Below are 13,852 nucleotides of genomic sequence, written 5' to 3'. Positions count from 1 at the left end.
CTCGGGAGCGCTGGATCGAGAGGCGGATGAGTTCGGCGTAGAGGTTGTGACGAATGTCGAGGACGGCATGTTCGAGCAAACGGGCATTGAGCTCGCGCACCCGCCGGGCGAGCAGGACCATCACCCGCTCGGACACCTGGGCAGACGCCTTGAGCATCTCGCGAAACAGTGTCGCCCCCACGATGCAGATGGTCGTCCGGGTCAGCGCGGTCACGTTCGCGGACCTTGGCTCGCCGTCGATTGCAGCGAGCTCCCCGAAAAACGCCCCCTCCCGAAGGTCTGCCAGAATGAATTCGCGACCGCCCGTCGTTCGCAATTGGATGCGGACGTCGCCCGAAATGATGAAATAGACATCGCTGGAAGGATCATCGAAGTCGATGATCGTCTGGCCTTCGTCGACCATCTTCCAGACGCACCGGTGGTCGAAGCGCGAGAGGTCGAGGTCACTGATCCCCTTGAAAATGCCGACCTGCGCGATCGATGCCATGCCCGCTCCCCGCTCAATAGGCGCCCTACGTTCGAGGGCGGCCCCTCACGGGCGAAGCCATTCGACAAGCGCGGTGCATTCTTTGCCAAAGCCGGGAGTAAACTTGCAAGATCATTGACAAATAGCGCATCAGTACGCGCTTGAGCCCCGGCGGGTAGCACATGGACCCCATGAGACAGCCCCTCAAGCGCAAGATCACCGCCATTTTGGCGGCGGATATCGCAGAGTACACCCGTATCACCGCCGAAGACGAAGACGAAACGCTCTCGCGGCTCGGCGCCTATCGCCAGGTGTTCGACGATTTGGTCGCGCGGGGGGGAGGCCGAGTCTTCAACAGCGCCGGCGACAGCGTCATGTGCGAGTTTCCCAGCGCCGTTGAGGCGACGCGCTGCGCGATCGACATCCAGGAATCCTTCCGCACCCGTAACCTCTCCTATCCGGCCCATCGGCAGATGCATTTCCGCATCGGAATATCGATCGGTGATGTCGTCGAGCGCGACGGAGACCTGCTCGGTGATGTCGTCAATATCGCGGCCCGGCTGCAGGCGCTTGCCGAGCCGGGGTCGATCTGCATCTCGCGCAGCGTGCAGGAGGCCGTCGCCAACAAGACCTCCGTGCCCTCGCTCGACATGGGCAATCGCGAGGTGAAGAACCTCCCCTATCCCGTGCACGTCTTCAAGATCGACGTGAAACGGCCGGCCGCCGAGCCGGCAGGACGATCGAGGACGACAGGCCAAGCATCGACGGCACCCCGACCGGTTGCCTTATGGGTGCTCGCCGGGATCGTTGTCGCCGCCAGCGGCGCCGGCCTGCTGTGGACGAAACTCTCCAAAAGCCCTGTGGTAGACGAAGCTCCGACTCCAGGCATCGCTTCGCCGGGCCCTGGCGAGAGCGGAACCGTGACCGAGACGCCGGGCCTGGCACAGGTCCCGTCCGATCGACCATCCTCGTCCGGAACCGATGGTCTCAAACCGAGCCCGGCGACATTGGCGGAGCGCTACCAAAGCGCTCGTCGGCTAGAGGGGCGGGGCGATATCGAGGCTGCCCGTCGGGACTATGCCGCCATCCTGCGCCTTGGGACGGAGGTCATCGACCCGGCGCTCCGCCTCGCGTCCCTCATGAGGGCCCAGGAGGGCCGTGCTGCGGCCCTTGACGCGTCGGCGGAACTTGCCGGAGGACATGGTCGAATGGTTGCCCTGATCCACGCCCTGCATGTCGACGGAGCTAACCGCCTGCGGCGGCTGGAGGAGATCGCGGCGGCCGATCCGGACTTCGCGCCCGTTCACTACCTCATCGCGGCGGAGCTCTCGGGGCCACGATCCGGGGCGCGGACGCTCGCCGAAAAGCGCCTCGAACGCGCCGCCCTCGAACGCTTCCTCGCCGCAAGCCGGGAGGGAGCACTGGAGCGCTTCGTCATCGACCCCGCCACACGGGCGGCGTGGTTGGAGCGGGCACGGGAACGGCAGGGCTTGCTGGAAGGCCTATTCGCCGAAGGCCGCGACCGCCTGTCCATGGCTTTCACGCCAACCTCGTCCGGCTGGGTCGGCACCATCGCCCTGCCCGAACCCGCCGTCACCATCGAGTATCGTTTCGGCGAATCCGGATCATTCCGGTCGACCGGGCTGATGCAGATCATCGAGCCGCGGACGGGACGGCCCATGCCGAAGCCAAGCATCGAGTTTCCCCACCGGCGCGATGCAATGGACATCGCCCTGCGATATACTGATGCCGCAGGCGTGGCCTCGCCGGTCACCACTATCGGCTTTGAGCCCGCAACGGCTCTGCAGCGCGGCATGAAGGACACCCTCAAGGGTATAGCGTCCTCCTGGGCCGTCTTCGGCACGGGCCAGAACAGCGACCGGCTCTACCTGACAGCGCTCATCAGCTATCGCTGCGCGATCGACAAGGTCGAGATCGGCTTCGATGGGCAGGCACCGGGGACGGTCTTCCCGCTGCTGACCTGTGACCCCGGCCAGCCATTCGGCGTTCCCGCCGGAGCGCGCAACTTCCTGGGGGTTGCTCCCTCGGTCGCGAGCGTCGCGGTCAGATTAACATTCGTCGGGGGAGAGGTGTCCGAGGTCGTAACGTTCGCCCGTCCGCCCCGTCGCTAGCATCGGACCGGGGGACCCGCGCAGGCCTCCGGCCTGTGCGCAACCACACATCCTCGGTGCTATCCGATGCCGCATCGTCGAAGCGAACGGGAGGGACCGCCGGACCGGCTGGCGGTCCACGACGACGATCCACTCTGCCGGGACAGCGACGGGGATGCCCGATGCAGTTCCGCAGGAACGCGGTTGTCACGACCGTCATTGCCGCGACCTGTCTGGCGCTCACCGTTGACGCGCCACTTGCCGGCGGCGAACCGGGGTTTCCCCCCAGGCTTCGCTGCTGGCTCGCCCCCTCGCTTGCGGTTTGCCGCGATCTGGCGCGGGAGCGGGAAAACCGGGCACTTGAGGCGGTCGAGAACGAACCGCGCAGCCTCAGCAGGCGGCTACCACTGATCTGCTTCGATCCCGGCTCGGAAACCAACATGCCCTGCCCGCCTTGATGGCCTACGAGGCCGGGCCCGCTGCTCAATCAAGGGCCACGAAGGCGAGTGTTCGCGAGATGGACTGGCTTGCATCCCGGGCATGCAATCCAGTCCTCAACCAGGCATCAATGGTCGCCATAGGTGAATGCCAAGGCCTTCTGGACGAGATGCGCGGCATCGGTGGGTGAACGCGCCGGATCGATCAACGTCACGATCCGACGACGGGTCACGATCCGCTGGGGATAGCCGCCATAGACGAAGGAAAAGGCCCGGGTGGCGTGGTTGGCTGAGGCCCCTTCTGGCACGTCGGTCGTGCAGAAACCCGATCTCTGTTCGGCTGCGCCGAACTCGTCCACGGCGCTGGGCAGCAGGACCCAGCCGAGACAGGGATAGATCGGGGCGGTGAAGGCCGGCCCGAGCGCCGGGATCGCGCATTCGGGATCGCATTGCAGCCAGCTTCCGGCCTGTGGTGCGTAGCCGATCCACGGCAGTTCGGCGCTGATCGCCACGCCGTCCCGCGTGATGACGAAATGCAGTTCGTTGACGACCTCCGTCTGATGGGCGTGGTTGTGGTGGTTCAGGTCATAGCCCCACGCCTGCAGACCCTGATGGTCGATGAAGCCAACAAGATCGGCCTCTGTGTCCAACCGAATGACGAAGGCGATCGCGAAGACTGATGGGTCCTGCCGGATGAAGACGCCGTCGCCGGATCGACGGGCGAAAGGGCCTGAGGACAGCGCGGCAATGCTCTGCTGACGGAAACCGCACCACAGCAGCGCTTGACCGAGGGCAAGCGACAGGTCTGCCGGCGCGGCGCCCGTGGAACCTGTCCGGCTGCCCGAACGCCTGGAGCACACCCGATTCCTCCTGAGACCATGGAGCGGATTCGAGCCCCTATAGGGCCTGGCGTGGCCACGGCCTGTGCCGAAACGCACACCTCGTCGCCAACGACATCACTAAACCGGCCGGCATCGCCTGAGGATCTTCGAGGCTGCGACCTGCGGCTCGGCTCAGCGACACCCGGCAGGGAGGGAACAGACGGTGCAAGACCTGATCCAGATCGCTCGCAATTCATGGATCGTGATGCTCGCTGCGCTCGGCATCGTGGTGGGCCTCGGTATGGTCAGCTACGGAATGATTTCTGGCCCGCCTGCGCGCAGCAGCCTTCAGGTGGTGGAGGGCACGATCACCGAGGCGTCTCGGGTAACCCGGCGGAGCCGGCGGACGGGTGCAAGCTCCTCCTACTACGAGATGACACTGAAACCGCGGCTGAGCGCGACCGAGCTGAAGCTGCGCGTTCCCACCATCGAGATGGCGGAATCGGATGTGCGCTCGCTGATCGGTGGGCCGGTCCGGGCGGAATTCGATTCCGAGCAGGATGTCTATGTGCTGAGCAGCGGCAGGCGCGAGGTCTTGACCTACGCCAACACGCTGGAGCGCCGCAATTTGAACCTTCGCCAGTACCATGTCGACGGTATAGCGCTGATGATTGCAGGGGCCGTCGCCATGGCGATCGGCCTCGCCCTCGGATACCGCAAACGGCGGCGTGAGGTGGCCGACAACGCATCCGCCATGTCGCGCTAGGGGATTCCTTGGACAAGACGGAACCGGCGACCTTTCGAAAGGGGGCCTCGCGCCCCACCCGGCCCGCCTGAGAGCGGAAGGTTGCCGCAATTGGCTCCCACCCCTTCCCTCCCGATCAACAATCGGTGGAAAGGTGTGTCGAATGGCATCTGCGTTCGCCTCGGTCGCTGCGTCAACCGTGCCGAGACCGCCCGACGCACCGAAGCGCTGCTGCGGGAGATCTGGCCTGCCCCGCCCTATGAGCTATTCGACCGTCCCTTCGATCTTCTTGCGCCTGTAACGCCCGAGGCATCGGGGTATTGAACGGCGCCGGCTCTGCCGGAGGCCGGTTGGCGAGAGAGATACTCCAATTCTCGGCTTGGCCCGCGACGCACAGCAAACTCCTCGGCTGCCGCGTCCACGACGTTGTGATGGGTTTGAGGAAGCGGCAGATTCACCGAGCGGGCGCGGTAGACTTGAGGTGCCGGAGCGCGGGCAGGCGCTCGGCGACACCTACCACATTCCTACAACATTAAGGACTGAACGCCGCTCAACCATCTGATTCTTCGATCGTTTTCGGAAAAATTCGTCCCATCCATCATCGATGCCACGGCAAAGCGCCAGGGGCTCTTTTTGGCCTCAAAACCAGCTTTCATCCTGATTTTCGTCCTACGGCCCAGCATCATTCGGCACTGGAATTGCACCATTCGGCATCATTCGCACCGCAAACCTGACCGGCAATCGCCGATGATCACCCTCAGCTACACAACGCTATGGGACATGACAAAGGTCAAGACAGGGTCGATCTCGCCTGTTGCCGCGGGTTGTCAGCCCTTTGGCCGAACCGCACCGCGGCCGTTGGCAGCTGGAGCCTTCGACTGAGACCGGTTGCCTGCGGGTTACTACGACTGACGACCGTCGGCTTTTGGGCCCTAAGCCGACGTCGGGAATGTCCGCTCTGGGCTCAGGCGGCTTCGTCAGAAATCAAGAATTTTGCACCACGCCGCCGCTCATTGATCCGCCTAGGCTTTTCTGGTGCAGATCTCTGGTGCTCAATTCCAGAGCGGGATGCCAGAATAGTCAGTTCCTTGAAGAGCGTCGGGTACCGCCTCGGACGTCCGCTTCTCCCGAAAAGACAGTTTCCGGTTTAGAGGCGCGAAGGGGTCGTGGGCATGCGTCTGCCATTGCGCTGCCTTCCACGCGTCGAAAGAATCGCACCATCAAACCGTGGGGTCAAACACCTAGTCGACCCTCGCCGTCTCCGGGACATCGCCATCGCCCGCCGCGTTTGCGAGGACTCAGGACATGCACGCTGCCGGTCGCCTGATCAACCCCCAGCCAGTGAGGGGATCCCGGCCCGGCGCGCCGATGTCCGTTGCAGCTTTCCGCAGGGCATCAACGACCGCATCGACATCGGCAGCGCCGGACCTGGTGACGAGCGAGGCCGCCGCCGTGACGAAGGGTGCAGCGAACGACGTTCCCGACTGGGGACGCGCACGCCCGCGCGTCTCTGCCAGCACGAGATTCACGCCGGGGGCGGCGAAGGCGATATGATTGCCGCGATTGGCTCGGCGGAAGACCCTGCCGTCGCGGTCGACGGCCGTCACTGCAATGACGCCGGCATAGGCGGCAGGGTAGAGGGGGCGGGCCCCCGGCCCCTCGTTTCCGGCTGCGGCAACGAGCACCATTCCCTTGCCGATGGCCGCCTCGACCGCTTCCCGCAGCAGGGGACTGTCCGGTCCGGAGAGGCTGAGATTGGCAATGCGGATGCCGCGGGCCATCAGGGCATCGAGGCCGCCGACGAGATCGAAGGTATCGGTCACGTCGCGACCGTCGCCACCACGGTGGAAAACATCCACGGATACCAGGCGTGCACGCGGCAGAAGACCGGGATGCTCGCTATCGGCCCGCCCCACCAGCAGCGCAGCCACGGCAGTCCCGTGGCGATCCGAAGACGGCCCGCGATCGGGCGCCCTCACGGTGAGCACCTCGACAGCGCCTTGACGGAAAGCCGGATGCGCGGCGTCGACGGCCGTGTCGATCATGCCAATGGTCGCCTCGACCGGACAGGTCGTCGGCGGGTTCGGCCAGTCGATCATGGCGAAGGCGCCACAGCCGGCTGCCGAACAGTCGAAGCGTGACGGGCGATAGATGCGGTTGCGGTCGGCCAGTCCGACCGGCGTTATCGCGCGCAGCCGCCGCAACGCCGCCTCGGGGCTCTCCCGGCGGGTGCTGCGGAGCCTGACCAGGTCGCGCCCGAGTGACCCGACGACGCGGCGCCCTGTAATGACGAAATCCGCCTGTTGAAGGATGGCAGGGCTGGTACCGGTCGGCAGATAGGCGACGAATTCCAAGGCGGGCCTTGCGGGCCGGCGCGCCTCGCGGCGGGGTGTGACCGGCTGCTGGCGTTGTTCGATGATCACGCGGCGACGCGGCCGGTCGTCGTCATCGTCATCGTCGTCGTCAGCCCAGGCCTGGTGGATCCCGGCGGCGAGGATCGCGACCGGCAGCACGATCTGGACGAAGGCAAGGGCGACAACCATCGCCGGCACCCTGAAGGGCGCGGTAGCCGCCGACAGAAGGCGTTGGAAGACGGATCGCAGCATGGTGACAAGCATCGCATTTACCGCCAGATGGACGAACGACAACGACAACGTGACACAGCGGGAATAATTCCCGCGATCCGCCGTTGTCGACGATATAGGGCGCGGCGCCGCGCGGACAGGTCGCCTCAGGGACGATGATGAACGTCGATATAAGGCTGCAGGTGGTCACGATGCTGCCCAGACTGAGGCGCTTCGCCCTGTCGCTGACAGGATCCCGCGACAGGGCCGACGACCTGGTCCAGGCCACCTGCGAGCGTGCGCTGAGATCAGCAGGCAACTGGGAACCTGGGACGCGACTGGACTCGTGGCTCTATCGCATCATGCAGAACCTCTGGATCGACGAAATTCGGAAGGCCAAGCCGCGGGGAACCGAAGTGCCGGTCGAAGAGGTCCACGATCTCGCCGGCGAGGACGGAGAACGGTCCGCGCTCGCCCGGCTGTCGATGCAGCAAATCCTGCGGGCGCTGGAGCAACTCCCATCGGAGCAGCGCAGCGTGGTCTCACTCGTCTGCATCGAGGACATGAGCTACCGCGAGGTCGCCGACATCTTGGCGATCCCCGTGGGAACAGTGATGAGCCGCCTGTCGCGGGCGCGGGCGGCTCTCGGAGCGCCGCTGCAGCCGACAGGCGCCGCAGCGGACGGCAGATTGGGAGGTTGATATGGCGACCCTTCACCCTTCGGACGAAGAGCTTGTGGCCTATGTCGATGGCGAGCTGGATCTGGCCAAGGCCATGTCGATCACCGAAGCCCTCGCCGGTGATCCACATCTCGCCGCCCGTGTCGATTTGTTCAGGACGACGCGCGCCCGGCTCAAGGATGCGTTCTCACCGGTCATGCTGGAACCCGTGCCGCCATCATTGACGCGCTTTGTCATGTCCGGCGGCGGTGTGGAACCCGCACCGTCGATCACGGCCACGGCAGTCGCACGGCCCGCGTTTCGGACCGTTCCCATGGCCGCGGCCCTGGGCGGCCTCATCCTGGGTGCTTCGGCCACATGGCTGGCTCTGCGGCCGATGTCGCCTCCGTCCTGGACGCCGGCGTCGCTCGCAGCGGCCCTTGAGACGCCTCTCGCGACGCTCGCCGACGGCAGCAGCGGAACCCCTGCCGCGACCGCCACTGTCGCCCTTCGCCACACGGTGCGGACAAGGGCGGGCCTTTGCCGCAGCTTCACCCTGACAACGAGTGGCGCCCGACCTTATGACGGCCTCGCCTGCCGCATCGCCGGGGCGTGGGAGGTCCAGGTGATGGCGGCCGCGCCGGAAGGCGACGCCTTTGTGCCCGCAGGCGCGATCCGGCCCGTGGACGCCTTTCTCGATGCTGCCGAGGCCAGCGACCCGCTGCCGGCCGATGAAGTGAAGCGGTTGATCGAACGGCGCTGGGCCAACGACTGATCACCCCTGGATCAGCCCGGTCCAACGCCACCAGGTCGCCGAGAAGGCGAGGATCAGCCCGAGGTGCACCAGCGCGAGCACGACGCTCGCGCGCAGGAGAAGCCCGCGGTCGAAGCCGCCCGAACCGGTATGATAGATCATCAGGGCCTTGGAACTGACGGGAAGGGTCATGCAGAAATTCATGCCGACCGTGGCGATGAACACAGCCGCAGTCGGGTGAAGTCCAAGCGCCGGTGCCGTGACGATCACCGCCGGCACAACGATGGCGGCGCGCGCGGTGTGGGAGGTGATCAGCAGGTGCGAGCCGAGCGTGACCAGCGCCAAGCCACCGATGGCAGCCGGTAGCCCCAGGGTCCCGAGGCCTTCCAGCCAGGGACGGATACCCGCCGTCAGGCCCGCCGCTGCGCCGGTCTCGATCAGCGCCGTCGCCAGCAGCAGCGCAGCCGCCATGAATGCAACGAGGTCCCAAGCGATCGCGGCCAGGGCCCGCCGCCAGGCAAGGATGCGCAGCGGCCAGACGATGAGGATCGCGCCCGCCATGGCGCCGAGCCCCATCGGCAGGCGATGCCAGGGGGAAGTGCACCAGAAGGCGAGGATCACGAGCCAAACTGCCGCCACGCGACGCTCGGCCGCTGTCCAGGGCAAGGGAACGCTGCGGTCTTCGGCAAGGGGAGCCTTTCGCTCTGGCCGGGTCAGGCCGAGTTGCATGACAACGAGACATGTCGCAGCGCCGGCCATTACCGCAAAGGGCAGCCCATGAACGATCCAGGCGCCATAGCCGACGGGCGCGAAGCCCATCGTGGCCAGAAGATCATTGGCGACAAGATGGGATGCCGCACCGGTCAGGGCCGCAATGGTGGTCGCCAGAACGACGCAAGGTATCAGCAGGCTCAGGGCGCGCGCCGCCGCCGGGTCGAGTCGTGTCGACAGGTTGCGGTGGAGAGGCAAGGCCACGGCGGCGCGCGCCGAGGTCGATGGAACCAGAAAGGTGACCGGCAGAAGGACCAGGGTGACGAGCCAGAACAGCTGGTCGGCGCGGCGCGTTCTGCGGCTGCCCCAGGCGGCGATGCGCCCGGCGAGCCCAACGGCAACGGCCGCTGCGCCCATGACGAAGGCGCCGATCACCAGCCACAGCGCGTCGGACCGCAGGACGGCCAGCGCTGCGGCCTCCGGCAAGACGCCCTTGACGACGAGGACCATCGTCGCCGCGAGGCCGACGCCCCAGGCAGGCAGGCTTGTACCGGCCCAGAACAGGGACGCTGTTCCGAAGACGAGCACCGCCGTCATGGCGGGGGACAGGGGTGCGGTGAGGAGTCCCGCCAGCACGGCGGCGCCGGCAGAAGCCGCCAGTACGCGTCGTGTCATGGTGACCCGATGGAAGTCATCGCGGATCGGCGCGCCATGGCGGCCATGGCCACCTGCATGGACATGATGAAGGTGCGCATGACGTTCTCGGCACAACGTGCGAGATCACCGTCGGCCGCGGCCATGGCCTCGGCGAGGTCGCAGGGTGCCGGAACGGTGGAGAAATAGGCGCCGATGCCATGGTCACGCAGCATGTCGGCCTCCGCGCCGATAGTGCCGGCCAGCGCCACAACCGGGATACCGAGGCGCTGAGCACGCCGGCCGACCTCGGCGGGAATCTTGCCGCGAAGGCTCTGACCATCAAGTCCACCTTCGGCGGTGAAGACCAGGTCGGCCTCGGCCAGATGAGCATCAAGATCAATGAACCGTGCGAGCACATCGTAGCGCGGGCACAGACGGGCACCGAGAAGGGCAGCCAGTCCCGCGCCGAGCCCGCCCGAGGCCCCGGCCCCGGGCAGAAGGCTCACATCGATACCGGTCGCCTGCTCCACCCGGGCTGCGAAGTTGTGCAGACCTTCTTCGAGGAAGCGGACGGTTGCGGGCGATGCGCCCTTTTGCGGGCCGAAGACGCGTGCGACCCCACGCGGCCCCAGCAACAGGTTCTCGATGTTGCAGGCCACCTCGATCGTCGTCGATGCGAGACGCGGGTCGGCCCCCGCCATGTCGATATCGACGAGGTCGAGAAGCCCGGCACCCCCGGGTCGGATCACGCGGCGGTTGCGGTCGAGAAGCCTGATACCGAGCGCCTCCGCCATACCACTGCCCGCGTCGTTGGTTCCTGAATCGCCGCAGCCGATCAGGATGGTGCGCGCGCCGGCATCGAGCGCAGCGCGGATGAGCTGGCCGACGCCATAGGTGCTCGTCGCCAGCGGATCGCGGCGGTTCCTCGGCACAAGGCGGAGACCGGCGGCCGAAGCCATGTCGATGACGGCGGTGGCCGTGTGCGGCGCCCCCAGGAACCCCCAGGCGGCCTCGACCGGCTCGCCGAGGGGCCCCCGGACGCAGGACAGGCGATGAACGCCGCCGGTGAGCGTCACGAGAGCGCTGGCAAATCCCTCACCGCCGTCGACGAGCGGCAGCTCGACAACCCGGGCATCTGGCGCGGCGGCATGGATACCCCGCGCGATCGCCCGCGCGACGGCCTCGGCCGGCAAACATTCCTTGAAGCCCGAGGGGGCCACGACGACACGGAGCGGCATCACGGTGCAAATCCTCGCTGTGCGAACTGCACCGACAACGAAGGCCGCGGGTGGTTTATTCCGCGGGCGACCAGAAATTTTTGTCGACGGGGGCGCAACGGCAGACGATCAGCCGCCCGTCTTGGTTCGGCTGACGGGCCAGCCAACGGCTTCGGCCTGATGCAAGTTCGGCGCCGATACGTCATGTTCGCAGGAGTTGCCTGCCAGGCTCAACACCGGCCGTCGCGAACCAAACACGACCCGACTGTCTGCAGAACAAATGGCTGAACCGCACGGGCGCACTTCTGGTTCAATCCGACAGGAATGTGTGCTGTTAGCCTGTCGGCGGATGTCGCCTATGAGGGCGCGGAGCGGAAGCTGCCCGCCGCCCTTGCATTGCCGAAAACGGACGCGAACGTCCCGTTCGGCGGAAGGCCGCGAAGGTCGGTCAGCTGTCGGAAGCCCACGAGCGCGGACCAACTACAACATCTCTACAGAATGAAAGGCTGATTTCCGCTTAACTATATGATAAATTGATCATTTTCGGACGAATTCGTCCCATCCATCATCGGTGCCACGGCAAAGCGCCAGGGGCTCTTTTTGGCCTCAAAACCAGCCTTCATGCGGGATCTCGTCCTATGGGCCAGCATCATTCGGCACTGGAGCTGCACCGTTCGGCATCATTCATCGCCCAGACTACAATAGTGTCGGCCGATGTCCCACCACGAGGTGTAACTCGTGATCATCATCGCAGCCGGGGCCTTCTCCGCCATTGGAAAACTGATCGATGACCACCGCCGGCCACACAACTCTATTCTATAGGACACGACCTTTGCCGGAATCAGCGATCGCGGGAGCGATCCACCCTCGCACGAACTTTGATGCAGAGATTCGTCGGCGGTAACATCCTCACTCCCATGCCATGACGACATGGCCGGGGGAGACTTCGCGGTACTGGCGCGCCGGGGGCACGTAGTCGGGGGCGCGGACGGGGCTCTTGATCTCGTCGTTGGAGACGCCGCGCTTCTGCAGGCGGCGGGCCGGGTTGGGGATCGGCACCGCCGACATCAGCTTCTTCGTATAGGGGTGCTGGGCATTGCCGAAGACCGCGGCGCGCGGGCCGATCTCGACGATCTCGCCGAGATACATGACGGCGATGCGGTGGCACATGCGCTCCACCACGGCGATGTCGTGGGAGATGAAGAGATAGGCGAGGCCCATGCTCGCCTGCAGGTCGAGCATGAGGTTGACGACCTGCGCCTTGACCGAGACGTCGAGGGCCGAGACCGCCTCGTCGGCGACGATCAGTTTCGGGCCGAGGGCCAGCGCCCGGGCGATGCAGATGCGCTGGCGCTGGCCGCCGGAGAACTCGTGCGGATAGCGCGAGGCCATGTCCGGCGTCAGGCCGACGCGGGTGAGGAGATCGGCGACGCGGTCGCGCGCTTCCGACCCGGTGGCGAGGCCGTGGGCATAGAAGGGTTCGGCGATGGCCGAGCCGATCGACATGCGCGGGTTGAGGCTGGCGAAGGGGTCCTGGAAGATGATCTGCATGCGCTTGCGCATGTTGCGCAGCTTGCCGCCTTCCATCGACAGCACGTCCTCGCCGTCGACCAGCACCGCACCGGCATTGGGCTCGATCAGCCTCAGGATGGAGCGGCCCGTCGTCGACTTGCCGCAGCCCGATTCGCCGACCAGCGCCAGCGTCTCGCCGGAATGCAGCGAGAAGGAGACGTTCTCCACCGCATGGACGCGGCCGGAGACCTTGCCGAACAGGCCGGAATGCATGTCGAAGCGGGTGGTGAGGCCGGAGACCTCGAGCACCGGGCGCTCGGCCGCCTTCACCGTGTCGGGGGTCTCCACCGGCACGTCGCTCTCGCCCGTCGTCTTGTCGACGATGGGGAAGCGCATCGGCCGGCTGATGCCGGTCATCGAGCCGAGCTGCGGCACGGCGGAGAGCAGCGCCTTGGTATAGGGATGGGCGGGGGCGGCGAAGATCTGCCCGGTCTCGCCGGCCTCCACCGCCTTGCCCTGGTACATGACGACGGTGCGGTCGGCGATCTCGGCGACGACGCCCATGTCGTGGGTGATGAAGAGGACGGACATGTCCTCCTCCTCCTGCAGCACCTTGATGAGCTCGAGGATCTGCGCCTGGATCGTCACGTCGAGAGCGGTCGTCGGCTCGTCGGCGATGAGGAGCTTGGGCCGGCAGGCCAGCGCCATGGCGATCATGACGCGCTGGCGCATGCCGCCGGAGAAGCGGTGCGGATATTCGTGGAAGCGCGATTTGGCGGCGGGGATGCGCACCTTCTCAAGCAGCCGCACCGTCTCGGCCTCGGCCTCCTGGCGCGACATGCCGCGGTGGTAGATCAGCGCCTCGGCGATCTGGAACCCGATGGTCAGCACCGGGTTGAGCGAGGTCATCGGCTCCTGGAAGATCATCGCGACTTCATTGCCGCGCACGTGATGCATCGCCTTCTCGGGCAGCGTCGTCAGTTCGCGCCCGGCGAGCTTGATGCTGCCCTCGACCCGGCCGCTCTGCGGCGGGATCAGCCGCATGATCGACAGCGCCGTCACCGACTTGCCGGAGCCCGACTCGCCGACGATCGCCACCGTCTCCCGCGGCCCGACGTCGAAGGAGACGCCGCGCACCACCGCGTTCCACTCGCCCTCACGCAGGAACGATGTCACCAGGTTCGAAACCGACAGGACAGGGCCGGTATTGGGGAGGGGA

General features: G+C 66.2%; 11 protein-coding genes. 5 read left to right on the top strand and 6 right to left on the bottom strand.

Annotation, left to right across the window (positions count from 1 at the left end):
* Positions 1–487, bottom strand: a 487-nt coding sequence (locus tag Q8O26_RS11825) for a Crp/Fnr family transcriptional regulator (protein WP_305575802.1), incomplete at its 3' end; no start/stop codon positions are given.
* Between the two features lie 206 nt (positions 488–693).
* Here Q8O26_RS11825 and Q8O26_RS11820 point away from each other — a divergent pair.
* Both Q8O26_RS11820 and Q8O26_RS11815 read left to right on the top strand, forming a co-directional pair.
* Positions 694–2,598 (top strand): adenylate/guanylate cyclase domain-containing protein, encoded by a 1,905-nt coding sequence (locus tag Q8O26_RS11820; RefSeq protein WP_305575800.1) that lies wholly within the window; start codon positions 694–696, stop codon positions 2,596–2,598.
* Positions 2,599–2,759: 161 nt separating this feature from the next.
* On the top strand, positions 2,760–3,035 hold the full coding sequence (locus Q8O26_RS11815) for a hypothetical protein (RefSeq protein ID WP_305575798.1): 276 nt from the start codon (positions 2,760–2,762) through the stop codon (positions 3,033–3,035).
* 107 nt (positions 3,036–3,142) lie between these two features.
* Here Q8O26_RS11815 and Q8O26_RS11810 read toward each other — a convergent pair whose 3' ends face one another.
* A complete protein-coding gene (locus Q8O26_RS11810) occupies positions 3,143–3,874 on the bottom strand; it encodes a hypothetical protein (RefSeq protein ID WP_305575796.1) in 732 nt (243 codons plus the stop codon).
* Between the two features lie 184 nt (positions 3,875–4,058).
* Between Q8O26_RS11810 and Q8O26_RS11805 the strand changes: the two genes are divergently transcribed.
* A complete protein-coding gene (locus Q8O26_RS11805; protein ID WP_305575794.1) occupies positions 4,059–4,601 on the top strand; it encodes an LPXTG cell wall anchor domain-containing protein in 543 nt (180 codons plus the stop codon).
* A gap of 1,277 nt (positions 4,602–5,878) precedes the next feature.
* On the opposite strand, the gene Q8O26_RS11800 is transcribed toward Q8O26_RS11805, so the two are convergent.
* A complete protein-coding gene (locus tag Q8O26_RS11800; RefSeq protein ID WP_305575792.1) occupies positions 5,879–7,123 on the bottom strand; it encodes a S8 family serine peptidase in 1,245 nt (414 codons plus the stop codon).
* A gap of 233 nt (positions 7,124–7,356) precedes the next feature.
* On the opposite strand from Q8O26_RS11800, the gene Q8O26_RS11795 reads away from it, so the two are divergent.
* Positions 7,357–7,845 carry an RNA polymerase sigma factor gene (locus Q8O26_RS11795; protein WP_305575790.1) on the top strand — a complete coding sequence of 163 codons (489 nt, stop codon included), beginning with the start codon at positions 7,357–7,359 and terminating at the stop codon, positions 7,843–7,845.
* Position 7,846: 1 nt separating this feature from the next.
* The gene (locus Q8O26_RS11790; RefSeq protein ID WP_305575788.1) at positions 7,847–8,578 is read left to right on the top strand and encodes an anti-sigma factor; all 732 of its coding nucleotides are present in this window, start codon (positions 7,847–7,849) and stop codon (positions 8,576–8,578) included.
* Here the strand turns inward: Q8O26_RS11790 and Q8O26_RS11785 are convergent, their stop codons facing one another.
* The 3 genes from Q8O26_RS11785 to Q8O26_RS11775 all read right to left on the bottom strand — a co-directional run bounded on the left by Q8O26_RS11785 (position 8,579) and on the right by Q8O26_RS11775 (position 13,827).
* Complete coding sequence (locus Q8O26_RS11785) at positions 8,579–9,943, bottom strand: SLC13 family permease (RefSeq protein ID WP_305575786.1); 1,365 nt, start codon at positions 9,941–9,943, stop codon at positions 8,579–8,581. It lies immediately after the preceding gene.
* Positions 9,940–11,142: a glycerate kinase gene (locus Q8O26_RS11780; protein ID WP_305575806.1), complete on the bottom strand. Its 1,203-nt coding sequence runs from the start codon at positions 11,140–11,142 to the stop codon at positions 9,940–9,942. The genes Q8O26_RS11785 and Q8O26_RS11780 overlap by 4 nt, the downstream gene beginning before the upstream one ends.
* An 888-nt stretch (positions 11,143–12,030) precedes the next feature.
* Positions 12,031–13,827 carry an ABC transporter ATP-binding protein gene (locus Q8O26_RS11775; RefSeq protein WP_305575804.1) on the bottom strand — a complete coding sequence of 599 codons (1,797 nt, stop codon included), beginning with the start codon at positions 13,825–13,827 and terminating at the stop codon, positions 12,031–12,033.
* Positions 13,828–13,852: the final 25 nt, after the last annotated feature.

It is taken from the genome of Phreatobacter sp., assembly GCF_030691135.1.
In the GTDB taxonomy this organism is placed as follows: domain Bacteria; phylum Pseudomonadota; class Alphaproteobacteria; order Rhizobiales; family Phreatobacteraceae; genus Phreatobacter.
Note: the sequence above shows the minus strand (reverse complement) of the source record. Positions and strands in the feature narration are given on the sequence as shown.